This is a genomic window from Enterobacter sp. BNK-13, assembly GCF_048685015.1.
GTDB classification, from domain to species: domain Bacteria; phylum Pseudomonadota; class Gammaproteobacteria; order Enterobacterales; family Enterobacteriaceae; genus Enterobacter; species Enterobacter quasiroggenkampii.
The window spans coordinates 1,244,586-1,266,357 of the sequence record NZ_JBLQTP010000001.1; the positions used below are offsets into that span (position 1 = coordinate 1,244,586).

At 58.0% G+C, this 21,772-nt stretch carries 20 protein-coding genes, 1 tRNA gene and 1 pseudogene; 11 read left to right on the forward strand and 11 right to left on the reverse strand.

Annotated elements, in window-relative coordinates:
• The first annotated feature begins 59 nt into the window (after positions 1-59).
• On the forward strand, positions 60-317 hold the full coding sequence (locus ACMGGQ_RS05845; protein WP_021240841.1) for a YjhX family toxin: 258 nt from the start codon (positions 60-62) through the stop codon (positions 315-317).
• Positions 318-423: 106 nt separating this feature from the next.
• Here ACMGGQ_RS05845 and ACMGGQ_RS05850 read toward each other — a convergent pair whose 3' ends face one another.
• The 5 genes from ACMGGQ_RS05850 to ACMGGQ_RS05870 all read right to left on the reverse strand — a co-directional run bounded on the left by ACMGGQ_RS05850 (position 424) and on the right by ACMGGQ_RS05870 (position 5,465).
• On the reverse strand, positions 424-1,260 hold the full coding sequence (locus ACMGGQ_RS05850) for an alpha/beta fold hydrolase (protein ID WP_420289707.1): 837 nt from the start codon (positions 1,258-1,260) through the stop codon (positions 424-426).
• 155 nt (positions 1,261-1,415) lie between these two features.
• Positions 1,416-1,634: an acyl carrier protein gene (locus ACMGGQ_RS05855; protein WP_008499867.1), complete on the reverse strand. Its 219-nt coding sequence runs from the start codon at positions 1,632-1,634 to the stop codon at positions 1,416-1,418.
• A 17-nt stretch (positions 1,635-1,651) separates the two neighbouring features.
• On the reverse strand, positions 1,652-3,085 hold the full coding sequence (locus ACMGGQ_RS05860) for an AMP-binding protein (protein WP_262820496.1): 1,434 nt from the start codon (positions 3,083-3,085) through the stop codon (positions 1,652-1,654).
• Positions 3,082-4,200, reverse strand: coding sequence for an MBOAT family O-acyltransferase (locus tag ACMGGQ_RS05865; RefSeq protein WP_196352654.1), 1,119 nt, complete (start codon positions 4,198-4,200; stop codon positions 3,082-3,084). The genes ACMGGQ_RS05860 and ACMGGQ_RS05865 overlap by 4 nt, the downstream gene beginning before the upstream one ends.
• Positions 4,201-4,328: 128 nt before the next feature.
• On the reverse strand, positions 4,329-5,465 hold the full coding sequence (locus tag ACMGGQ_RS05870; RefSeq protein WP_420289708.1) for a D-alanyl-lipoteichoic acid biosynthesis protein DltD: 1,137 nt from the start codon (positions 5,463-5,465) through the stop codon (positions 4,329-4,331).
• 278 nt (positions 5,466-5,743) lie between these two features.
• On the opposite strand from ACMGGQ_RS05870, the gene ACMGGQ_RS05875 reads away from it, so the two are divergent.
• Positions 5,744-5,831 (forward strand) — tRNA-Ser (locus tag ACMGGQ_RS05875).
• Positions 5,832-5,900: 69 nt separating this feature from the next.
• On the opposite strand, the gene ACMGGQ_RS05880 is transcribed toward ACMGGQ_RS05875, so the two are convergent.
• Positions 5,901-6,782 (reverse strand): AraC family transcriptional regulator, encoded by an 882-nt coding sequence (locus ACMGGQ_RS05880; RefSeq protein ID WP_048222395.1) that lies wholly within the window; start codon positions 6,780-6,782, stop codon positions 5,901-5,903.
• 229 nt (positions 6,783-7,011) lie between these two features.
• On the opposite strand from ACMGGQ_RS05880, the gene ACMGGQ_RS05885 reads away from it, so the two are divergent.
• The 4 genes from ACMGGQ_RS05885 to ACMGGQ_RS05900 are packed head-to-tail and all read left to right on the forward strand — an operon-like array spanning position 7,012 to position 11,953.
• Positions 7,012-8,850 (forward strand): DUF2264 domain-containing protein, encoded by a 1,839-nt coding sequence (locus ACMGGQ_RS05885; RefSeq protein WP_420289709.1) that lies wholly within the window; start codon positions 7,012-7,014, stop codon positions 8,848-8,850.
• Positions 8,847-10,127, forward strand: coding sequence for an oligosaccharide MFS transporter (locus ACMGGQ_RS05890; RefSeq protein ID WP_262801879.1), 1,281 nt, complete (start codon positions 8,847-8,849; stop codon positions 10,125-10,127). The genes ACMGGQ_RS05885 and ACMGGQ_RS05890 overlap by 4 nt, the downstream gene beginning before the upstream one ends.
• Positions 10,128-10,140: 13 nt before the next feature.
• Positions 10,141-11,331 (forward strand): glycoside hydrolase family 88 protein, encoded by a 1,191-nt coding sequence (locus tag ACMGGQ_RS05895; protein WP_045908342.1) that lies wholly within the window; start codon positions 10,141-10,143, stop codon positions 11,329-11,331.
• Positions 11,332-11,353: 22 nt separating this feature from the next.
• On the forward strand, positions 11,354-11,953 hold the full coding sequence (locus ACMGGQ_RS05900; protein ID WP_167212539.1) for a DJ-1/PfpI family protein: 600 nt from the start codon (positions 11,354-11,356) through the stop codon (positions 11,951-11,953).
• 123 nt (positions 11,954-12,076) lie between these two features.
• Here ACMGGQ_RS05900 and ACMGGQ_RS05905 read toward each other — a convergent pair whose 3' ends face one another.
• From ACMGGQ_RS05905 to hpxO, 3 genes are read right to left on the reverse strand one after another with little or no spacing between them, the layout of a single operon-like run.
• Positions 12,077-13,012: a PDR/VanB family oxidoreductase gene (locus ACMGGQ_RS05905; protein WP_420289710.1), complete on the reverse strand. Its 936-nt coding sequence runs from the start codon at positions 13,010-13,012 to the stop codon at positions 12,077-12,079.
• Positions 13,013-13,023: 11 nt separating this feature from the next.
• A complete protein-coding gene (gene hpxD, locus ACMGGQ_RS05910) occupies positions 13,024-14,061 on the reverse strand; it encodes a molybdenum cofactor-independent xanthine hydroxylase subunit HpxD (RefSeq protein WP_420289711.1) in 1,038 nt (345 codons plus the stop codon).
• Positions 14,062-14,075: 14 nt separating this feature from the next.
• A complete protein-coding gene (hpxO, locus tag ACMGGQ_RS05915; RefSeq protein ID WP_069719480.1) occupies positions 14,076-15,230 on the reverse strand; it encodes an FAD-dependent urate hydroxylase HpxO in 1,155 nt (384 codons plus the stop codon).
• A 239-nt stretch (positions 15,231-15,469) separates the two neighbouring features.
• On the opposite strand from hpxO, the gene uraD reads away from it, so the two are divergent.
• Together uraD and uraH are read left to right on the forward strand one after the other, a co-directional pair.
• Positions 15,470-15,970, forward strand: a complete 501-nt coding sequence (gene uraD, locus ACMGGQ_RS05920) for a 2-oxo-4-hydroxy-4-carboxy-5-ureidoimidazoline decarboxylase (protein WP_420289712.1) — start codon at positions 15,470-15,472, stop codon at positions 15,968-15,970.
• Positions 15,967-16,290, forward strand: a complete 324-nt coding sequence (gene uraH / locus ACMGGQ_RS05925) for a hydroxyisourate hydrolase (RefSeq protein ID WP_063621334.1) — start codon at positions 15,967-15,969, stop codon at positions 16,288-16,290. The genes uraD and uraH overlap by 4 nt, the downstream gene beginning before the upstream one ends.
• On the opposite strand, the gene guaD is transcribed toward uraH, so the two are convergent.
• Positions 16,270-17,589, reverse strand: coding sequence for a guanine deaminase (gene guaD, locus ACMGGQ_RS05930; protein WP_420289713.1), 1,320 nt, complete (start codon positions 17,587-17,589; stop codon positions 16,270-16,272). The genes uraH and guaD overlap by 21 nt on opposite strands.
• A gap of 99 nt (positions 17,590-17,688) precedes the next feature.
• Complete coding sequence (locus ACMGGQ_RS05935) at positions 17,689-19,185, reverse strand: NCS1 family nucleobase:cation symporter-1 (protein ID WP_008499855.1); 1,497 nt, start codon at positions 19,183-19,185, stop codon at positions 17,689-17,691.
• A gap of 144 nt (positions 19,186-19,329) precedes the next feature.
• Here ACMGGQ_RS05935 and ACMGGQ_RS05940 point away from each other — a divergent pair, with 144 nt between their 5' ends.
• The 3 genes and pseudogenes from ACMGGQ_RS05940 to puuE all read left to right on the forward strand — a co-directional run bounded on the left by ACMGGQ_RS05940 (position 19,330) and on the right by puuE (position 21,735).
• Positions 19,330-20,046, forward strand: coding sequence for a GntR family transcriptional regulator (locus tag ACMGGQ_RS05940; protein ID WP_048222414.1), 717 nt, complete (start codon positions 19,330-19,332; stop codon positions 20,044-20,046).
• Positions 20,046-20,915, forward strand: a pseudogene (locus ACMGGQ_RS05945) (aspartate/glutamate racemase family protein); the annotation flags it as partial. The gene ACMGGQ_RS05940 and the pseudogene ACMGGQ_RS05945, both read left to right, overlap by 1 nt.
• Entirely contained in the window at positions 20,836-21,735 is a 900-nt protein-coding gene (puuE, locus tag ACMGGQ_RS05950; RefSeq protein ID WP_235830433.1) for an allantoinase PuuE, read from the forward strand. The pseudogene ACMGGQ_RS05945 and the gene puuE, both read left to right, overlap by 80 nt.
• Positions 21,736-21,772: the final 37 nt, after the last annotated feature.

A 21,772-nucleotide genomic window follows, 5' to 3' on the forward strand; every position in this document is an offset into this window, starting at 1 on the left:
GCACGCACCTGCGGGTGTGGGCTCGTTTTTACGCATGATGATTACACAGGTTTTCCAGTATGAATTTATCCCGTCAGGAACAACGTACCTTACACGTTCTCGCCAAAGGTGGACGTATTGTGCACGTCCGCGACAGTTCTGGCCGCGTCACGTCCGTTGAGTGCTATACCCGTGAAGGGCTGGTGCTGAGCGACTGCACGCTCAGCGTCTTCAAAAAACTCCGCACCAAAAAGCTGATCCGATCCGTGAACGGGCAACCTTATCGGATCAACACCACCGGGCTGAACAACGTTCGCGCCCAGCTGGATAATCGCTAAGCAGAATAAACAACGCCACCCTCGGGTGGCGTTCATGCATTTAATGGAATATCGTAGCGGAATGTAGGCCGGGTAAGCGCAGCGCCACCCGGCAAGAAACGCGGCGTTATGAGCGAATAAAAGCCAGAATGTCCGCGTTGATAGTATCCGCATGGGTGGTATGCATCCCGTGCGGGAAGCCCGGATAAATTTTCAGCACGCTGTTCGCCAGCAGCTTGTCCTGGAGAAGGGCGGCATTTTTATACGGTACAACCTGATCGTCATCGCCCTGCAACACCAGAACGGGAACCGTGATGGTTTTCAAATCTTCCGTCTGGTCGGTCTCTGAAAACGCCTTAATCCCCTCATAGTGGGCTTTGGCGCTTCCGATCATACCCTGTCGCCACCAGTTCTGGATCGTACCCTGCGAAACCTCGGCGCCATCGCGATTAAAACCGTAGAAAGGACCGCTGGCAACGTCGAGATAAAACTGGGCGCGGTTATCCGCCAGCGCTTTGCGGAAGCCGTCGAAGACCTCGATGGGCGTTCCGCCGGGATTCGTCTCCGTTTTGACCATCAGAGGCGGGACGGCGCTGACGAGCACCGCTTTCGCGACGCGCCCCTGCGGTTGTCCATACCGCGCAACATAGCGGGCGACCTGGCCGCCGCCGGTGGAGTGACCGACATGCACGGCATTGTGCAGATCCAGGCTTTCAACCACGGCTGATGCATCGGCCGCATAATGATCCATATCGTGGCCTTCACTCACCTGGTCCGATCGTCCATGTCCGCGGCGATCGATAGCGATAACGCGATAGCCTTCTGCAAGGAAGAAGAGCATCTGGTTATCCCAGTCATCGGCACTCAACGGCCAGCCGTGGTGGAAGACAATGGGCTGGGCCTCTTTTGGGCCCCAGTCTTTGTAGTAAATATTGACGCCGTCTTTCGTGGTTACGAATGCCATACCGCAGACTCCTCTGTTAAGAACAACACGACCCCTAAAGTGTAGGAGAAATCTCAAAAGCGGTTGGTTTAATTCCGGTGAAGGATATTCATTTTGCGTCTGGGCTCTGGCGCGATGCGCCAGAGCCTTCAGGACAGGATTAACAGCAGAGGCGTTTAGCGGTTTTCTTCAATATAGCGGGCCAGGTCCGCCGGGGTTTTCAGCACCGTCGCCACGTCTGTCGGCGGGATCATGCAGCCGTAAACGTCCTGTACTTCCAGGACCATATCGACCGCCAGGATGGAGTCGAGAATGTCGGATTCAATCAGTTCATCGTGAAAGCCCACCTTACGGGATAACACTTTTTCGAACAGGGCGAGAATTTCTTGTTCCATAATTTTTCCTGGGGTCATTAATTTGTGCGGGCGTAAGCGTCCAGCAGCTTGCGGTCAATTTTGCCGTTAGGATTCAGCGGCAAAGCGTCTTTTACGATAATTTGTGAAGGCACCATATAGTGGGGAACCACCTTCGACAGCGAGGTTTTAATGGTATCCGGCGCCAGCTCCGTCACGCAGAACGCGGCAATGCGCAGCACGCTGCCGCAGGATTTCATCAGCGGCAGAACCACCGCTTCGTTAATGCCGGACATCGCCAGCAGGCGGTTTTCGATCTCGTTAATTTCAATACGGTAGCCATTCAGTTTGACCTGGCTGTCGTTGCGGCCCTGACAGTAGATGAGCCCCGCTTCATAACCCAGATCGCCGGTCCGGTAGCCGCGAAACGCCTCGTTTTCCCGATGAAGTAATTTCGCCGCGTTCTCCTGCGGCAGGCCGAGGTAGCCGCGCATGACGTTTTTCCCCCAGATGATCAGCTCGCCTTCAGCGGAAATTTCCATTCTGCTCTCAGGCATCATGACCCCCACCGGCAGCACGGCGCTGTCGCTGTTCAGGATCGCATCCGTGATCTCGACGACGGTTGTTGCGATGGTCGCTTCTGTTGGGCCATAGGAGTTAATAATTTTGGCCTGCGGGAAACGGCGGCGCAGCTGTTTGACCAGCGCTTTATTCAACACTTCACCAATGAAGATAAAGACGCTCAGCGCAGGCAAATACTCGCTGTTGAACTGCGGGGAAAGTAGCTGCTGATACGCAAAAGAGGGGGTGGAAACCCAGGCAGAGACGGCGTTGCTTTTCAGTCGCTCCAGCCAGTTCTCTTTCTGAATATCGTCTTTGGCGTTCAGCACGATGTGTCCACCCATCGCCAGATTCGCCAGCAAAGGGATCAGGGAGAGGTCAAAACTGAACACCGCGTGGTTCATCAGCACCGGTTTTTCCGGCAGCGAAAAGTCCTGGCTGACCCATTTCATGAAGTGCCACACGCTTTCACGCCCAATCTGCACCCCTTTAGGCTTGCCGGTGCTGCCTGAGGTAAACATGATATAGGCCAGATCCTGCTCCTCCAGCACCTTGCCCGGTTCACCCGTGGCGATGAACCGCCGGGTCGCGACGTCGTAATAGTAAGGGGCGCTGGCCAGATGGCAGATCTCCCGCAGGCGCTCCTGCGGGTAAATGCAGTCCACCGGAATGTACGGAATGTTGTGTAGCAGGCAGCTATAAATCGCCACGGCGAACTCGGCCTGCTGATGTCCGTACAAGACGACCGGCGTACCGGCAACAGGCTGGCAATCCTGATAGCGCTGTGCCCAGTCCGTCACGGCAGCGGAAAGCTGCAGCCAGCTTAAGGCTTCGTCGCTGCCGCTGATGGCCAGCTGCTGCGGGGAGGCGGGATCGTATAATGCCGCACGCAAGAAATCCTGCAGTTCCTGAAGATCGGAGTGATTTTTCATAGAGGTGACATTCCACTAAAGATGTAAAGGGAGCCCGCGGCGCTTCCCAGCGTCAGAATGCGTCCCAAAAACGCAACAGCCGGATACTGCAACCCGCGGTGTAAAGCCGGGCTGCGTTTGGCTGACCACAGCAGCATGTTGTGAGCGACAGAGATGGCGCCAAACAGCGCGCCGCTGATGACGTAATGGCGTTCCAGGCCATTCCATGCCCCCATACAAAACAGGGTGCAAAAAATACCGATATTTTGCGCCAGCGTTTTGTTCTGACGGAAAAAGTTGAACTTCATCAGGTTCATATAAACGGGCATAAAGACCACATCGCGCAGCCATTCAGACAGGCTAATGTGGAAGCGGCGCCAGAAGTCCTGCGGATTCTTTGCCAGAAGCGGCATATTGAAGTTTGCCGGAATATTCAACCCAAACAGGCGGCCCGCACCGATGGCCATATTGCTGTAGCCCGCAAAATCAAAGTAGAGGTAGGCGCTATAGGCAATCGACATCACCACGCCCACGGTCAGCGTAAACGGCTTATGGCTCCAGGGCTGCACGACTAGTGAATCAACCAGCATGGCAAACAGGAACTTCTGGATAATGCCGGTAATGATTTGCTCCAGCGCCACTAAAAACTGTTCGCGGTTAAGGGCAAAGACGGGCTTACTGACGTCGTTCATCCATGTCCGCCAGCGATACATTGGGCCCGCCAGAATAATAAAGGGCATAAACAGATAGCAGAAATAATGCAGGAAATTCTGCCCTTCTTTTTTACTGCGATAGAGCAGCACGTCCACCGCGCGGAACGTCATAAAAGAGAGGCCGATCATGCCGAGATGATGATTAAGGTGCAATTTCACCAAAAATAAAGGCAGCAGCGTTAACACAATCGCCTGCCAGGTTTTTAACCATCCTTTTTCTTTTAACGTGGCGACAAGGTAAAAACTGAAAAAAACGACCGCGGGAACACGGTAATCACCCTGAAAAATATAGCCCCAGCCTAATGCAGCGAGGACGGATAACGCCGATAAATACGTCAGGCGATGACGTAATACGCGATTGACCAGCGCAAACGCCAGGGCGGATGAAAATAAATAGACAAAAAACATGCCTGAGCTATACATCATTCGGCCTCAGAACTTTTGATATTCAAAATGCAGCTGCATACTCATGCTGTCATCGACAGAGGTCCACGCGACGATGGTGATCGCCAGCAGGAGATAAAGGAAAAAAAGACGGATCGCGATTTTCATTATTTAAAGCTCTGTGCAATAAAGCGAATCATAGGAACCCAGGCCAGCTCAGAAGGGTGCAAACGATCCCAGTTCCAGCCATTCTGATAAGGCATGGCGTACATATCTAAATAGGGGATCTGGTTCGCTTCCAGAATGGTTTGAATTTGCTTATCAACCGGGCGGAAGGTATCGGTATTGTAAAGCGCCCAGGGGTTAACCGGGTCGACGATAGCAATCACCTGCACGTGACGGTCTTTCAGCAGCTGGACGGTTTTTCTGAACGCGGCGATTTGCGCAGGTACGACCGGCGTGTCATCCCACTGCTGTCGCGTACCGTCCTCCTCGTAAATCGTTTTGTCCATCCACAGGGTGGCCGCGCTCTGCTGGCGTTTTTTATTTAACTCGCGGGCATTCGCCAGCTCTTTATCCCAGTCTGGGGCAATATGGGGGGTGGGCTGCGGCGGCCACGGCTGTACCGTCCGGGGCGTGACGTTGAGCAGCGCCAGCCAGTCGTTTTTTATCATGGTGCAGACGTTGGCAAACTGGAAACTCACCTCGTCCCATATCAGATCGGGGTGCCAGCCAAAGACACGCATTTGACCAAAGGTTAAATGGCTTATTTCTTTACTATCAATATGTTTTAAATAATTGACTAATATTGGGCGCGCCTGCGGATCCTTCATCAAAGGATTAAAAATAGAGCCCGGGAAATTATCGGCATAGATAGCAGGTGGCAGACCTTTTGAGTAAAAGCTGTCGGGTGCCAGAAGCAAAACAACTTTACTGTTTGCGTTAAGGCTATTTTTAAAACGTGAGAACAGTAAAAACTGCGTTTCGTCATCGACAAACGCATCGCCATACGCCACGACGGGTTTGTGTAATTGCTTATTAAAATAATTATAGACAGCGTAATGTTCATCTTCTGAGGTCGCTACCTCAGACGCACCAATGAAGAATATCGCATTCCCTTCTAAGGCATGAGAAATAGTGGCAATTTTTTCCGCTTGTTCTTTAGGCGTGCCCGCCATTGATTTAATCAGCGGCTGGAAGGCGAGCGGCGGATCGAAGCTCGTCACCAGCGGGTGAATACAAAGGAACAAAATGGCCAGGGTTGCCATCAGGATATGTAAGCAAAGCGTATTCTTGATTTTCATCATCAACCCGTAACACTGCATGGCAGTAATGTCTAAAATCTGCGGGAATTCAGATTTATAACAATTACACTACAAATGACCGTCTATTTTTGTGGCATTCTATACCAGAGCGATTTAAAAGGATGAGCGTTGCTATGTTACGGTATGTACAAGGTCGTGGAGAGTGAAGTAGGGTCAGCGTGTGGGTGACTTTTTGCGCAGTCAAACGCGTGTGGGGAAAAATAGAAAAATTCCTGCTTTACAAGGCGCTAATAGATGTTTATAGTGCGCCTCACTTTGGAAGCGTGGCCGAGCGGTTGAAGGCACCGGTCTTGAAAACCGGCGACCCGAAAGGGTTCTAGAGTTCGAATCTCTACGCTTCCGCCAAATTCGAAACCCAGGTCGTTATGCGACCTGGGTTTTTTTGTGCATAAAACCTCCGGCCAGGCTGGAGGTTCAGCAAACCTGTCCAAAATCGCCCTGAGAGAGAATCCTGGTGCAGCGGATACTGCGCCGATACTGCAGTGGCGTCTGACGCATCATCTTTTTAAAGCAGGTAATGAAATAGGTCACCTCGCTAAACCCGACTGCCAGGGCAATAGCGTCAACAGGCTCATCGCTGTACCGTAACAGTTCGCAGCTGCTTTTTATTCGCCGGGTCAGCAAATATTCGTGGATGGTACCGCCGGTCTGCTGGCGGAAAATTCGTGAGGTATAGCTGCGTGAAAGCCCCAGGTCGTGGGCTAACTGGTCGAGCGAAAACTTGCTGGCATAGTGGGCTTCGACCCAGCTCATAATCCGCGAGGCGACGGTCTGCTGGCGCGGCGGGTAGGGCTGCGGCTGCTCGGGCAGAAACGTCATGAGCTGCATCATCAGAAAGGCCACCTCGCAGGCCTCTGTCTGCTCGTTGCCCTCCAGGCGCTGAAACTGTTCAAGGATCCTCTCGATAAACGCCGCGTGATTGCTGAGATCGTAAATCTGTGCTGGCAGATTGCTGGCGGCCAGCGCGGCGAACCGGGCCTGATGGCGCGGGAAGGCGCCGAGCGCACTTTCGACGACCGATTGCTCAATGTGCATGGTCGTGCGGTGATAGGGGTTCTTATCGCTATGATCGACCTGCACTTTGTGCAAACGGAAGGGCGGGAAGATAAAGAGTCGCCCCGGACGGGCGGTGTAGTGCTGGTTATCCACCACCACGATGCCGTAGCCGCTGGAGATATAGAGCAATTCAACGCATTGATGCCAGTGGTAGTAAATCGCACTGGTGGTGTACATGCGGTTAAAAGAAATGGCCTGCCGATCGAGCGTAATGCGTTCCAGTAGTTGCGTTTCACCCATATAACCTCCAGAACAACAGATTTAAATTTTTAGGCCATCATTTGTAATTTATCCCCCTCGCGTTCGACAAAATCCAGAAAAAATGAAATGGCGGTTTAATTTTGTGAGTCTGCTCACTCAGCGCCAGGAATAAAAGCAGTTACTCTTCATTCAGACGTCGCACTCGTGGCTTTAAAAAAGCCTAATAACAATAACTTATCTCTACCCTCGTGTAATGCGGGAGGACCCTGTGCAACCTGAAAATATTCATCTGGATAATCCACTGACAAGCCGGGAAGAGGTGCTACGGCTGGTCAACGACATGCTGAACGCGGTGGCGCCCTGGTTTAAAAAAGACGCCAGCCGCATTGATTTAGCGAACTTTACCGCTCACTACGGTCAGCAGGTGGCGAGCATGGAAACGTTTTCCCGCCTGCTGTGGGGCGTTACGCCGCTGTTGGCTGGCGGCAGCGAGCCGCAGCACTTCTCATTCTATTTACAGGCGATAAAAAACGGCACCAATCCGCAGCATGCCGATTACTGGGGCGATGTCGGGCCTTACGATCAGCGAATCGTCGAGATGGCAGCCTACGGGCTGCTGCTGGCGCTGGCGGGTGAAACCGTACTGGCACACTTCACTGAGACGGAGAAAGAGCATTTATGGCGCTGGCTAAAGCAGTGCGAGACCCAGGAAATCCCCGATAACAACTGGCACTTCTTCCCGATTCTGGTGCAGGTCGGCTTCCATTATTGCGGCATGCCGACCAACCCGCAGGCGCTGGAAGATCATTTTGCTGCCATGGAGCACTACTACCTCGGCGATGGCTGGTATTCCGATGGTCCGGGACGGCCGCGCGACTATTACATCTCAATGGGCTTCCATTTCTATGGCCTGATTTACGCGAAGCTCATGGCCGGGGTCGATCCGAAGCGCTGTGCAACGCTGCGCGATCGGGCCGCGCGTTTCTCCTCTGACTTCATTCATTTCTTTGCTGAAGACGGCGCGGCGATCCCGTTTGGCCGTAGCCTGACCTACCGCTTTGCCGAGGCGGCGTTCTGGAGTGCGGCGGCCTTCGCCGGGCTGGAAGTCTTTTCGTCCGGCGTGATGAAGGGCATCGTCCTGCGTCATCTGCGCTGGTGGCTGAAGCAGCCGATATTCGACCGCGACGGCGTACTGAGCGTCGGTTACAGCTATCCGAACCTGGCGATGGCGGAAGACTACAACGCGCCGGGGTCGCCGTACTGGGGCCTGAAAACCCTGCTGGTGCTGGCATTAGATGAGGGCGATGCCTTCTGGCAGGCGGCTGAGCTGCCGCTGCCGCCGTTGCCCGCGCAGCACACGATAGCCCACGCGGATCAGGTGGTGGTACATCAGGCCGACCACCTGTGGATGCTGACGTCCGGCCAGCTGGAGCTGAACAACTTCGTGAACACCGAAGCGAAATACTGCAAATTTGCCTATTCCACCCGCTTTGGCTTCACCATCGAACGCGGCCGCTACGGCCTGAACCATGCCGCGCCCGATTCGATGCTGCTGCTGGCCGAAAAGGACAACTACTGGCGTGGCCGTCGCGAATGTCAGCACGTGGTCACCGCTGACGGCACTATTTATAGCCGCTGGCTGCCGTGGCACGACGTGGTGATTGATAGCTGGCTGTTGGCGCTGGGCGACTGGCAACTGCGCGTTCATCGTATCAATACCCGGCGCGCGCTGGACTGCGCGGAAGGCGGCTTTAGCCTGGCAAACCGCCCGCAGCCGCAGGTACACGAAAGTGATGGCGCCTGCTGGCTACGCAATGCCCGGGATGTCTCAGCCATTTTCTGTTTACATCCGCACGCTCGCCGCGGCGAGACGGTGTTGACGCCGCCAAACAGTAATCTGCTGTTCGCCGAGCGCGCGGCGGTGCCGGTGCTGCGCGGCGAGCTCGACCCCGGTACGCATGTGTTAATCAGCGCGGTGTGGGCGGGAAATGCCGCCGACTTCGATCCGCAACGCTGCCCGCAGGCCTTCATTAGCGATGACGCGGTACGCTTCGTGACGGCACGACAAGAAACGACGCTCCTTCTGGCTCCGGAGGCATCGCTATGAGCACATCATCGTCCGTACGCGCCGCGCAGTACAAAATGAGTACCTTTATTTTCCTTTACTTCTTCACGTGGTCATCCAGCTTTGGCCTGTACGCCCTGTGGCTGAGCCAGAAAGTGGGCCTCGATAGCGTCACCATCGGCAGCGTGTTCGCTATAAATGGCGTCTTCGCGGTGGTCCTGAAGCCGGTGTACGGCTACATCATGGACAAAATCGGCATGAGCAAGTGGCTGCTCTATTTTGTCTGCGCCATTTCTGCGCTGATGGCGCCGTTTTTTGCGCTGGTTTACCAGCCGCTGCTGCAAAGCCATGCGATGGCGGGGATTATCATCGGCGCGCTGTATCTCAGCCTGGGTTGGTACGCCGGTGTGGCGGCATCTGAATCTTACGCCGACCGCTTTAGCCGCCTGTACGGGCTGGAGTTTGGCCGCATCAGAATGTGGGGTTCACTGGGCTGGGCGATGGCGGCGTCGGTCTCCGGGCTGCTGTTTAACGTCACCCCGCTGGCCAACTTTCTCCTCAGCAGCGGTACCTCGGTACTGATGCTGCTGGTGCTGATTAGCCTCAAAATCGGCGATGAGCAGCTGCGCAATAACAGCGTCATTTCCGCTAATAAGATCGTCTTCGCCGATGTGCTGATGCTCCTGAAAAACCGCAAATTCTGGATGTTCAGCCTCTATGTCGCCGGTGTGGCGTGGATGATGTTTATCGCCGAACAGCAGTTCCCGCGCTACTTCGTCTCGTTCTTCGCCACCAAAGAGCAGGGGAATGCCTGGTACGGCTACCTGAGTACCGTCCAGTCGGGGATGGAGTTCGTGATGATGATGTTTATCCCGTGGCTGGTGAACCACTACGGCGCTAAGCGCGGCCTGCTGTTCTGCGGCTGCGTGGTCGGGGCACGGCTGATCGCCTCCGGGCTGACCAGTGACCCGATTGTTATCTCCATCATCAAACCGTTTTATGGCGTCGAGATCGCGCTGCTGCTCATCTCCGTCTTCAAATACATCGCCGAACATTTCCATCGTCGGATTAACGCCACGATGTACCTGCTGGGCTACCAGGCGATGATTTACGTGGGTTCGATTGTGGTCGCCCCACCTGCCGGCTATCTGTACGACAAGATTGGCTTTGAGCATACCTATCTGCTGATGGGCAGCTGCGCCCTGGTATTTACGCTGATTTCCGCCTTTACGCTGTCGCGCTGCCAGTCGACGCGCGATGACTCACGATCCTTTGCTCCGGCTTTAGATACCGCCCCGGTTGAACCGGCCAAACATTAATTCAGGAGTTGTTATGACCAAATCTGTTATCACCGAAGCGCTGCGGCCGATCGAACTGCATCAGGTCGATCGCCTGGCACTGAGCCAGAAGCTGGAAGCGGCGTTAGCCCGCGTCACGCGCAAGCTCGACAACAATATTGTCGCCTTCGGCGATAAGTTCCCCGGTGAGGCCTGTGAGAAGGGGGTCTGGCCGCGCACCGATAACGTGGAATGGACCACCAGCTTTTGGCCTGGCCAGCTGTGGCTGGCGTGGGAGATGACCGGCAAAGCGCATTATCGCGAAGCCGCCGAACGCTATTTACCGTCGTTCGCCCGGCGTATTGAGCAGCGCATCGACACCGCAACGCACGATCTCGGGTTCCTCTATTCGCTCTCCTGCATCAGCGCCTGGCGCCTCACCGGTAACGAAGCCGCTCGCCAGTCGGCGCTGCTGGCAGCCGAGCGCCTGATGGAGCGTTTTAACCCGACGGCCAACATTATTCAGGCGTGGGGTGATTTAAACGACCCGGAGCAGCAGGGGAGAATGATCATCGACTGCAACATGAACCTGCCGCTGCTGTACTGGGCCAGCGAACAGACCGGGGATCCGCGCTATGCGCAGGCGGCGACGGCTCATGCCGGACAGGCCGCGAACTATATCGTGCGTGAAGATGCCTCGACTTATCACACTTACTATATGGATGTGCAGACGGGTGAGCCGCGCTTTGGCAACACCCATCAGGGCTACAGCGATACCTCGTGCTGGTCGCGCGGCCAGGCATGGGGCATTTACGGCTTCCTGCTTAGCTATCAGCACACCGGCGATAAGCAGATGGTGGAGCTGTCCCGCAGCCTGGCGCATTACTTCCTCAACCGTCTGCCGGAAGATGATGTTTGCCACTGGGATCTGGCGCTGCTCGGTACCGACGCCGTGCGCGACAGTTCAGCGGCGGCGATTGCCGCCTGTGGCCTGCTGGAGCTGGTCAAGGCGCTGCCGACGCTCGACGCAAACCGTGCGTATTATGAAGAGATGGCGCTGCGTATTGCGCTGTCGCTGACCGATAACTACCTTGCTCACGACGACGATCCGACCGAAGGGCTGCTGCAGCACTCGGTTTATCATATGGGCAGCGGTAAGGGCGTCGATCAGTGCTGTAGCTGGGGAGACTATTTCTATCTTGAACTGCTGGCGCGGCTGCGACAGATTTGGCACCCGTACTGGTAACCCTTAAGCAATGGAGAGCAAAATGAAAAGCGTAGCCGTGCTATTAGCCCCTGGTTTTGAAGAGGGGGAAGCGATTGTCACTATCGATATCCTGCGCCGCCTGAATATTTCGGTGCAGACGATTGCCTGCGGCGAGAGTCGCGAAGTGGTGAGCTATCACGCCATCCCTATGGTGGCGGACAGTACTCTGCAGGCCAGCCTCGACCGGACCTTTGACGCCGTGGTGTTACCGGGCGGCCCGCAAGGCAGCATTAACCTGGCGAAAAGCGCGGAGGTCATTGCCTTCGTCCGCCGCCACGATGAAGCGGGCAAATATATCTGCCCAATTTGTTCCGCCGCCGCCCGCGTACTAGGCGGCAATGGACTGCTGAAGGGGCGTCGCTATGTCTGCTCCGGCGATCTGTGGAAAACAGTCAGCGATGGCATCTACGTTGATGCCGACGTTGTCGAAGACGGCAATCTGCTGAGCGGCCGTGGGCTGGGTAAAGTATTTGATTTCGCCTTTACCCTGGCGGCACGATTGCAGGGCGATGACGCGTTGGCGCGCGAGCAGGCCAGCCATATTGATTATGCGTGGCAGGATAGCGAGCCCGTTTACGGGCTGGCAAAGCGCGATTTGTAAGTTTCGCCCGGCGGCGCTACGCTTGCATGGGCCTACAATGAATAGTGCAATGTATTGATATTGTTACGGATTGTAGGCCGGATAAGCGCAGCGCCACCCGGCAAAAAAGCGTGTGCAGACGGTTTACAGCCCGATCACCAGCTCCCCGGAATGGCTCCGTGAGCAGCACAGCGCCACCTGCTGGTCCGTTGCGCTTTTTTCCGCCTCCGACTGCACGCTATCCCGGTGATCCACCACGCCGTCAATCACCGGCGTCAGGCAGGCTCCGCAGATCCCCATCTCACAGGAAAGCGGGACCGCCACGCCATTTTCCTGCAGCACCTGGGCGATGGTTTTATCCGCAGGCACCGGCCAGCGCTCCCCGGTGGAGGCCAGCTTGACCGTAAAGATCTCCCCGGTTTCACCGCCTGCGGCGGGCGCAACGGGCTGAAACGCCTCGCTGTGAAGATGGGCGTCATCCCATCCCTTTGCCGTGGCGACCTCACGCACTTTTTCCATAAACCCCGCAGGTCCGCAGATCCAGGCGTGAAGGCCCGATTCGGCCGCTGGGAGATGTTCCGCCAGCACTGTGCGCGGGCTGGCGGTATGAATGATGCACTCATCGCACAGCGAGAGTTCGCGCATAAACGCCGCGCTTTCCCGGTTCCTGACGTAGTAGTGCAGCGTGAACGGCGTTCCGGTCGCCTTCAGCTGCAGAGCCATCGCATACAGCGGCGTTATGCCAATTCCCGCAGCCAGGAGCAAAACCCGCTCTGCCTGCTGAAGCGGAAACAGGTTGCGCGGGGCCGATATCATCAGCTTCTGCCCGGGACGCAGCGTCTCGTGAACGTAGCGCGACCCGCCACGCGAGGCGGTTTCTCGCCCCACGCAGATCAGGTAGCTCTCACCGCTACACGCTCCGGTCAGGGAATACTGGCGAACCACGCCGCAGGGCAGGTGAACATCAATGTGTGCGCCGGGCTGCCACGGTGGCAGCGCTTCGCCGTCTTCCGCCACCAGCCTGACGGCGAGGCTTTTGTCGCCCTCGCGCCACAACCCGTCAACAATTACGCTCAGCATATCGGCCTCCGTCATACCAGGAAAAACTCGCCAAAGCCCATCTTCTTCAGTCCCCGACGGTAGGCAATCGAGCTTTTATCAGCGGGGATATGCGCTTCCAGGGTCAGGTCCAGCGGCAGGCTTTCCGGACGCTGGGTTTCCACCATCAGACGGTCCTCTTCAAAAATCCGCAGATTGAAGGCATGCACATCCTCCACCGGAATATGCAGGTCAAAATTGCGGGCGATAGGGGCGAACATGCGGGTCACGCGCGATGACACCGGCGATGCGGCGTTCATAATGACCAGTCTTGATTCACCCGGAAAATGAATCGTCAGGGTGGCGGTGAACGGCAGGTGCATTTCAAAATGGCGCAACCACTGGAACCCTTCCGGAGCCTGCACGGGGGAACTGGCGGGATAGTTGCTCACGGAGCTCCAGTAATCCGCCACGAAGCCAAACGGCGTCTCCTGCGGCTGATAGTGGGGCACCAGCGGGTTATTCGGGTCCGCAAAAGTATCAGTGTGGATCCAGGCAAAGTGCGCCACGTCCAGAAAACCCTCTACCTGACGTCCGGCAAAGCCGTTGACCTCAAACGCCGGGCAGTTAATCTGCTGAAATCCGTCGTCATCCCAGTGCGGCATGGTGGGCAGCGGCGCGGGGTTTTCCGGATCATAGGCCAGGCAGGTCCAGATGAGCCCGAACCGCTCCTTCACGGCGTAGTTAATCAGGTTCAGCTTCGCCGGAACGGGCTGGTCGGGGCTGGAGGGAATACGGTTGCAGCGCCCGTCCTCCCCAAAGCGTAAGCCATGATAGGGGCAGATAATCCCGTGCTCGTCGTGAAAGCCGAGCGTCAGCGGCACGCCGCGGTGCGGGCAAACGTCACGGGCGACCACGACCTGGTCGTTAATGCGGTAAATCACCAGCTGTTCATCCAGTAGCGTCGCTTTGACCGGCGCCGGACCGACGTCGCAGGCACGCGCGACCGGATGCCAGCATTTCGCCAGACGCAGCCAGTCCTCTGGCTCAAACGTACAGTGGGCGGGTGGAGTCGGTTCTCTTTTCATCATTATCCCTCTTACGTTCAGCCTAACGGGCCGCCCTGAATGGTCTCGCACAGACCGTTGATGATGCGCTCTCCGGTCTCCTCGCGAAGCTCCTGATACCACGCCTGCGTCAATGCCATGTCTTTGCCGTGGGTGACGTCGCAGCGCTTACGCGCCTTCAGCACCAGGTCGCGCACCCGGTCGCAGCGCAGCGCCTCGTACTGCCGAAGCGCCAGCGTGATGTTGTGGTTTTCACGCAGGCATTCCCCCAGCACCACGGCGTCTTCCATCGCTGCGCAGCCGCCCTGGCCGATATCCGGCGTGGTGCTGTGCCCGGCATCGCCCAGCAGCGCGACGTTGCCGCGTACCAGGCTGTCGAACGGCTCAATGTCGTGGATTTCAATCCGGTTGGTGGTTTCAGGATCCAGCGCCGCGATAAGCGTCTGCACCGGCGGCGCCCAGCCGCGGAAGTAGCCCGTGAGATCGGCGCGCAGGGTAGTGCGATCCTCCGCCAGACCCGCAGGGAGCGGCACGTCAAAGAAGAAGTAGAAGCGTCCACCGGAGACGGGCATCAGCGACACCCGTTTGCCTTCGCCAACGAAGGTGGTCCACTGGTGCGCCGGGGCGATCTCCTCGTCAATCTTCACCAGCCCGTTCCAGTTCACGTAGCCGGCGTAGCGGCGCTCGGGGGTATACCCCAGCACATACGGGCGAACCGCCGAGTGGCTGCCGTCGGCGGCAATCAGGAAATCCCCGGCAGCTGTGCTGCCATCGGTGAAGGTGACGCTCACGCCAGCCTCGTCTTCATGGACGCGTTCGACGCGCTTGCCGAACTGCACCTTGTCGCGCCCCCAGAAGTCCAGCATTTCGCGCTGAAGCTCAGCGCGCGAGACGGGGCAGGGACGTCCGCCCGTACGCTCAACCAGCGGGGCAAGGCTAAAGCGGGTCAGGGTATCGCCGCGCCGGTAATCCTTATAGGCCATAAAACGCATCGGCCCGCCGTAGGTCTCGATGATGTCGCCCATGCCGAGGTGCTGCATGCATTTCACGCCGTTCGGCCAGATGGAGATGGCCGCCCCGACGGGCCTGATCTCCTTTACGGCTTCAAACACGGTACAGTCGATGCCCGCTTTCTTCAGCGCGACGGCGGCGCTCAGGCCGCCAATACCCGCACCAATAACGATTGCTCTCATGCTTCTCTCCTTTTGCAGGGTGTAAAGACATTCAGCAATTTGCGTACCAGGCTGCAGAGTGGTGAAAACGGCGTTGTGAGGGAGATGTTTGCACTGCTAAGGTGCGCAAACGCGGTGAGCGTGCCTTTTTATGAATCAAAAATTTCCTGGTCAGCCATCCGGAATCGACTGTTTCACGTTTGTCTCAAGAGTGGCGTGGTTTGTGCACTAACCTGAAGGAGGATAATCAAGGAGAACCTATGATCGCACTGCACGACTTCAATCAGCTGCCTGAGAAAGACGCTTTTACGCTGCTTCAGCCCTGTGTGGCGATACCCGGCTGGGCCGACGCGTTGGTGAGTGGGCGGCCTTATTCGAGCCGGGACGCGTTGTTCATTGCGGCGCAGGCCCTGACGCAACGCTGGGATGAAGCGGCCTTAACGCAAGCCCTGAGCGCCCATCCGCGCATCGGGGAAAAGCCTGCGGGCTCAGCGGCGGAGGCGGCACTGTCACGCCAGGAACAGGGCGCGGTGAACGATCGCGATAGCGCCCTTACCAAGGCGCTGCGTGAAGGTAATGCCCGCTATGAAGCCCGCTTTGGGCGCGTCTTTCTGATCCGCGCGAAGGGACGCAGCGGCGAGGAGATATTACAGGCCCTGCACGCGCGGCTGGAGAACAGCGACGCGCAGGAAATCCGTGCCGCGCTGGAACAGCTGCGGGAAATTACGCTGTTGCGACTGGAAGGAGTCATTCACGAATGAGCACACTCAGCACCCATATCCTCGATATTTCGACGGGCAAGCCCGCAGAGGGCGTGACGGTTCATCTGCAACAGGACGGGAAGACGCTGGCCACGGGCGTGACCAACGTTCAGGGACGCATCGCCGCGTTCGTTCCCTCTCTGCCCGCGGGCCGCTATCGGCTGGTGGCGGAGATTGGGGCGTGGTTTAGCGATACCGGCCGGGAGACAATCTACCCCTGCGCGCACATTGAGTTTGTGACGGGAGAAACGGCAGACGAGCATTTCCATCTGCCGTTTGTGATTGCCCCCGGCGGATGGTCAACCTACCGGGGCAGTTGACCACACCCGCTCGCCGTTGACCCAGGTCTCACTGATGTTGCGCTCGTCGCCGAGGGTCATCAGCACGAAAAGCTGCTCGTAGATATCCTGGCAGCGGCGATTGCGCAGGCGCTGCAGCGGCGTCAAGTCGGGGTCGATAACCACGAAATCCGCCTCTTTGCCTGCCGCGAAGTTGCCAATCTTATCGTCCAGCCGGAGGGCGTGCGCGCCGCCCAGCGTGGCGTGATAAAACGCCTCGCTGGCGCGCAGGCGGTAGCTCTGAAGCTGGCCCACCTTGTAGGCCTCCCCCAGCGTGCGCAGCATGCTGAAGGTGGTACCCGCCCCGACGTCGGTGCCGATGCCCATCCGCACCCTGTGCTGCCAGCAGGCGGGCAGGCGAAACAGCCCGCTGCCGAGAAACAGGTTCGAGGTGGGGCAAAACGCCACCGCCGAGCCGGTGTCATGCAGGCACTGCCACTCGCTGTGGTGCAGATGGATCGCGTGGGCAAACACGCTGCGCTCGCCGGTCAGGCCGTAGTGGTGATACACGTCCAGATAGCGCTCATGCTCCGGCCAGAGATCGCTCACCCAGGCCACTTCGTTGGGGTTCTCGCTCAGGTGGGTCTGCAGCCAGGTGTCCGGAAACTCCTCTCTGAGCAGGCTGACCGCCGCAAGCAGCTCGGGTGATGACGTCGGTGCAAAGCGCGGCGTAATCGCATAGCCCAGCCGTCCACGGTGATGCCAGCGCTGGATCAGCGTCCGGGTCTGCCGGTAACTCTGCTTCGCGTCTTCGCTCAGGTAGTCCGGCGCGTGCCTGTCCATCATCACCTTTCCGGCGATAAGGCGCATGTTCAGGCGCAGGGCCTCGGTAAACAGTGCCTCGACCGATTCCGGATGCAGCGTGCAAAACACCAGCGCGGTGGTGGTGCCGTTGCTCACCAACTGGTTAATGAAAAATTCGGCGATCTCTTTTGCGTAGGCCTCATCGGCAAACTGGCTTTCCACCGGGAAGGTGTAGGTAGTCAGCCACTCCAGCAGCTGTTCGCCAAAGGCGCCAATCATCTCCGTTTGCGGATAATGGACGTGGGTGTCCACAAAACCGGGTAGCAGCAGCCTGCCGCGCAGGTCGGTATAGCCTTTGTGCGGGTCAAGATACTGCTCGCCCTCCTGCCACGGCATCTGTGCCAGAATTTTTCCGTGCTGGATAAACAGCAGGCCGTCCTCAAGGTAGCGCGCGTGCTGGGCAATGGCGTCTGCGCTGTCGCAGACCCGGGCAATATCAAAAAAAGCACCGCGTATCGCAGTCTGGTATTCCATCATGGTTCCTGCCTTCGTGTGTGCGTAGCGGGGGTTAGAAGGCTCAGCAAGAACGGTGCCAGAATGAACGGGCCGCAGAGATGCTGCGGCCGAAGGGAAAGGTTACTCTTTTTGCGTCGCCACGCGGGAGCCAAACGACGTCGCACCTGCCGTCTCGCGCTCTTCCCGCGCCAGCCAGCGGTAGGTGACGCCGCCGAGGAAGACGCCAATAAACCAGCTGAAGTTTGCCACCTCATGCAGGGCCGGGATAAAGCTAATGACCAGGCCCACGGCAACGGACGGGATCAGGGCGCCAATGGCTTTCGGGTTAAAGCCGTTGCGGTACCAGTATTTGCCCTTTGGCGTGTCGTCGAACAGATCGTCAACCGACACCTTGCCGCGTTTAATCAGGTAGAAATCGGCGATCAGGATGCCGAACAGCGGGCCGATAAACGCCCCGAGCACGTCCAGGGTGTAGTGGATGAGCTCCGGCGAGTTGAACAGGTTCCACGGGGTAAGCAGGATCGAGCCGACGGCGGCAATCATGCCTCCGGTGCGGAAGCTGATTTTCTGCGGCGAGCAGTTAGAGAAATCAAACGCCGGTGAGACGAAGTTCGCCACGATGTTGATCCCGATGGTGGCGGTGATCATCGTCAGCAGGCCAATCGCCACGGCCAGATCGTTGCCCACGCGGCTGACGGTCTCAATCGGGTCGGTGATCATGCGGCCAAACAGCGACTGGGTGCCAGAGACAATCACTACGGTGACGATGGAGAACAGCAGGAAGTTAAACGGCAGCCCCCAGCGGTTGCCGCGGCGGATCTCACCCATGCTTTTGCCGTAGCGGGAGAAATCGCCAAAGTTGAGCAGCGGACCGGAGAAGTAGGAGACCACCAGCGCCGTGGCGGTGATCATCTGCCAGGTCTGCTCGCCCGCGCTCAGGGATTTGCTGGCGAGGGTAAAGGAGATCCCGTCAAAACCGGTCTTGTATACAATCCAGCCGGCGAGGGCCAGCATCACCACATAGACCGCCGGACCGGCGATATCGATAAAGCGCTTGATGGCGCTCATCCCGTGCCAGAAGACCATCGCCTGCAGGACCCACATAATGGCAAAGCAGATCCAGCCCAGATGCGACAGGCCCAGGAATGCGCCGGTAGTGAGTGAAGAGAGCGACGGCCAGAACTTCAGCGCCACCAGCATCAGCGCGTTGGCGGCGAGATAGGTCTGAATACCGTACCACGCGAAGGCAATCAGCCCGCGGATCACCGCCGGAATATTGGCCCCGAACACGCCAAACGCCTGACGGCTGATCACCGCATAGGGCACGCCCGCCATCTGGCTAGGTTTGGCCACCAGATTGGCGCACAGCTGCACGATGCAAATCCCCACCAGCAGGCAGAGCAGCACCTGCCAGCTTGCCAGCCCGAGCGTAAAGAAGCTCGCGGCGACAACATAACCCCCCATGCTGTGAACGTCCGACATCCAGAACGAAAAGATGTTGTACCAGCTCCAGTTCTGGTCACGCGTCGGTGCCAGATCCTCATTGCAAAGACGTGGGCTGTAAACCGCACCGGAATCAGCGGCCGTACCTTGCTGTGCGTTTTGACTGTTTGGCATGAAACCTGCTCCTGTGAATGAAAACCCGTTGAGTGGGAGTGCAAACGGTGTTGCAGGATCCAGGCCAAAATAATAAATCTTGTATGCAATATTTTATTTTTATGTATACGATTCGATAACGGAAAGTAAAATTCGGAGTGGTGAATGAACAACCTAAACGCCCTGCAGACCGCGCCAGATCTGCATGATAAAGACGAATCCATCTTCCAGGCGCTGATGACCGCGATTGTCGAACACCAGCTGCTGCCGGGGAGCAAATTGCCGGAAGAGGCGCTGGCCGAGGTCTTTGGCGTGAGCCGCACGGGCATTCGCAAGGTGCTTCAACGACTCGCCGCTGTGCAAATGGTCACCCTGACGCCCAAGCGTGGTGCACACGTCGCCAGCCCGACGGTGGAAGAGGCGCGGCACATCTTCCGCACCCGCGCCCTGCTCGAGGTCGCTAACCTGCCGGACGTGCTGGCGCACTGCCAGCCACCGCATCTTGCCGCGCTGGAGGCCATTATTCGTCAGGAGCAGCAGGCGCACGAGGCCTATGACGGCCCGGCGGCGATCCGCCACTCCGCCAATTTCCATATTCAGCTGCAGGCCATCTCCGGCAACCAGGTGCTCACTGAGATGGTGACCAGCCTGAGCCAGCGTTCTTCGCTGGTGATTGCCACCTGGGGCGCGCCGTGGCGTCAGGGCTGCCGCTGCAACGATCACGAGCAGCTTGTGGATCTGCTGCGCCAGAAGGCGCTCCAGCCGCTAAGCGATGCATTAATGCACCATTTTGAACATATCGTCGCCAGCCTCTGCTTCGAGCGGGCGGGCGAGTGCCTGCCTGATTTTGCCCGGCTGTTTGCCGGCCACAAGGAGTCGTAATGTCTGTCTGTATACAAGTGATCAACCCCAACACCAGCCTCGCCATGACGGAAACCATCGGCGCGGCGGCCCGCGCGGTGGCGGCACCGGGAACGGAGATCCTCGCGGTCTGCCCAGGCGCGGGCGTGCCGTCTATAGAAGGCCACTTTGATGAGGCCATCGCCGCCGTCGGTGTCCTGGAGCAGATCAAAAAAGGCAGGGAGCAGGGCGTGGACGGTCACGTGATCGCCTGCTTTGGCGATCCGGGCCTGCTGGCGGCGCGCGAGCTGGCGCAGGGGCCGGTAATCGGCATCGCCGAAGCCGCCATGCATATGGCGACGCTGGTCGCGACGCGCTTTTCGGTGGTCACCACGCTTCCGCGCACGCTGATCATTGCCCGTCATCTGCTGCACCAGTATGGCTTTCAGGACCATTGTGCGGAGCTGCACGCCATCGACCTTCCGGTGCTGGCGCTGGAAGACGGCAGCGGTCTGGCGCAGGAGAAAGTGCGCGCGCGCTGTATACAGGCGCTGAAAGAGGATGGCTGTGGCGCCATCGTGCTGGGCTGCGGCGGCATGGCGACGCTGGCGCAGGAGCTGACCCGCGAACTGCGCGTGCCGGTGATCGACGGCGTCAGCGCGGCGGTGAAGATGGTGGAATCGCTGGTGGCGCTGGGGCTGTCGACCAGCAAGCACGGGGATCTGGCGTTCCCGGAGAACAAAGCGTTAAGCGGGCATTTTCAGGCATTGAATCCATTTTAATTTTTTGGGGGTGGCAATGGGGCTTTTTGAACAGGATTATCCGCGGGATCTGCGCGGCTACGCGGGCAACCCGCCGCACGCGCGGTGGCCGAATCAGGCGCGCATCGCCGTGCAGTTTGTGCTCAATTACGAAGAAGGGGCAGAAAACCACGTTCTGCACGGCGATGCCGGATCCGAGCAGTTCCTGTCGGACATCATTGGCGCGGCCAGCTACCCGGACAAACACATGTCGATGGACTCTCTCTACGAATACGGCAGTCGCGCCGGGTTCTGGCGGATCCACAGTGAATTTCAGAAACGCGGCCTGCCGTTGACGGTCTTCGGTGTGGCGATGGCTCTGGCGCGTCATCCGGAGATCGTTGAGGCGATCAAAGCCGCGGATTACGACGTGGTCAGCCACGGCTGGCGTTGGATCCACTATCAGAATATGGACATCAGCCAGGAGCGCGAACACCTGCACAAGGCGGTGCATGTTCTGACCGACCTGTTTGGCAAGCCGCCAACGGGCTGGTACACCGGGCGCGACAGCCCCAACACCCGCCAGCTGGTGGTGGAGCACGGCGGTTTTGACTACGACAGCGACTACTACGGCGACGATTTGCCCTTCTGGACGGAGGTGGCCTGCAGCAACGGCTCCCGTAAACCGCACCTGATTGTGCCGTATACGCTGGATGCGAACGACATGCGCTTCGCGACCGCGCAGGGGTTTAACACCGCCGAGCAGTTTTATACCTATCTGAAGGACAGTTTTGACGTGCTGTACGAAGAGGGGGAAAGCGCGCCGAAGATGATGTCCATCGGCATGCACTGCCGCCTGCTGGGGCGACCGGGGCGTTTTCGCGCGCTGCAGCGGTTCCTCGATTATGTGCAGCAGCACGAGCGGGTGTGGGTCTGTACCCGCCAGCAGATTGCTGACCACTGGCGGGAGGTACATCCGTTTCAGCAGTAAGTGTGCGATGTTTTGCCGGGTGGCGGCTGCGCCTTAC

Excerpts from the sequence above, each read along its gene's own strand:
- ACMGGQ_RS05845 (WP_021240841.1), top strand. The coding sequence starts at position 60 with ATGAATTTATCCCGTCAGGAACAACGTACCTTACACGTTCTCGCCAAA.
- ACMGGQ_RS05850 (WP_420289707.1), bottom strand. The coding sequence starts at position 1,260 with ATGGCATTCGTAACCACGAAAGACGGCGTCAATATTTACTACAAAGAC.
- ACMGGQ_RS05855 (WP_008499867.1), bottom strand. The coding sequence starts at position 1,634 with ATGGAACAAGAAATTCTCGCCCTGTTCGAAAAAGTGTTATCCCGTAAG.
- ACMGGQ_RS05860 (WP_262820496.1), bottom strand. The coding sequence starts at position 3,085 with ATGAAAAATCACTCCGATCTTCAGGAACTGCAGGATTTCTTGCGTGCG.
- ACMGGQ_RS05865 (WP_196352654.1), bottom strand. The coding sequence starts at position 4,200 with ATGTATAGCTCAGGCATGTTTTTTGTCTATTTATTTTCATCCGCCCTG.
- ACMGGQ_RS05870 (WP_420289708.1), bottom strand. The coding sequence starts at position 5,465 with ATGAAAATCAAGAATACGCTTTGCTTACATATCCTGATGGCAACCCTG.
- ACMGGQ_RS05880 (WP_048222395.1), bottom strand. The coding sequence starts at position 6,782 with ATGGGTGAAACGCAACTACTGGAACGCATTACGCTCGATCGGCAGGCC.
- ACMGGQ_RS05890 (WP_262801879.1), top strand. The coding sequence starts at position 8,847 with ATGAGCACATCATCGTCCGTACGCGCCGCGCAGTACAAAATGAGTACC.
- ACMGGQ_RS05895 (WP_045908342.1), top strand. The coding sequence starts at position 10,141 with ATGACCAAATCTGTTATCACCGAAGCGCTGCGGCCGATCGAACTGCAT.
- ACMGGQ_RS05900 (WP_167212539.1), top strand. The coding sequence starts at position 11,354 with ATGAAAAGCGTAGCCGTGCTATTAGCCCCTGGTTTTGAAGAGGGGGAA.
- ACMGGQ_RS05905 (WP_420289710.1), bottom strand. The coding sequence starts at position 13,012 with ATGCTGAGCGTAATTGTTGACGGGTTGTGGCGCGAGGGCGACAAAAGC.
- hpxD (WP_420289711.1), bottom strand. The coding sequence starts at position 14,061 with ATGATGAAAAGAGAACCGACTCCACCCGCCCACTGTACGTTTGAGCCA.
- hpxO (WP_069719480.1), bottom strand. The coding sequence starts at position 15,230 with ATGAGAGCAATCGTTATTGGTGCGGGTATTGGCGGCCTGAGCGCCGCC.
- uraD (WP_420289712.1), top strand. The coding sequence starts at position 15,470 with ATGATCGCACTGCACGACTTCAATCAGCTGCCTGAGAAAGACGCTTTT.
- uraH (WP_063621334.1), top strand. The coding sequence starts at position 15,967 with ATGAGCACACTCAGCACCCATATCCTCGATATTTCGACGGGCAAGCCC.
- guaD (WP_420289713.1), bottom strand. The coding sequence starts at position 17,589 with ATGATGGAATACCAGACTGCGATACGCGGTGCTTTTTTTGATATTGCC.
- ACMGGQ_RS05935 (WP_008499855.1), bottom strand. The coding sequence starts at position 19,185 with ATGCCAAACAGTCAAAACGCACAGCAAGGTACGGCCGCTGATTCCGGT.
- ACMGGQ_RS05940 (WP_048222414.1), top strand. The coding sequence starts at position 19,330 with ATGAACAACCTAAACGCCCTGCAGACCGCGCCAGATCTGCATGATAAA.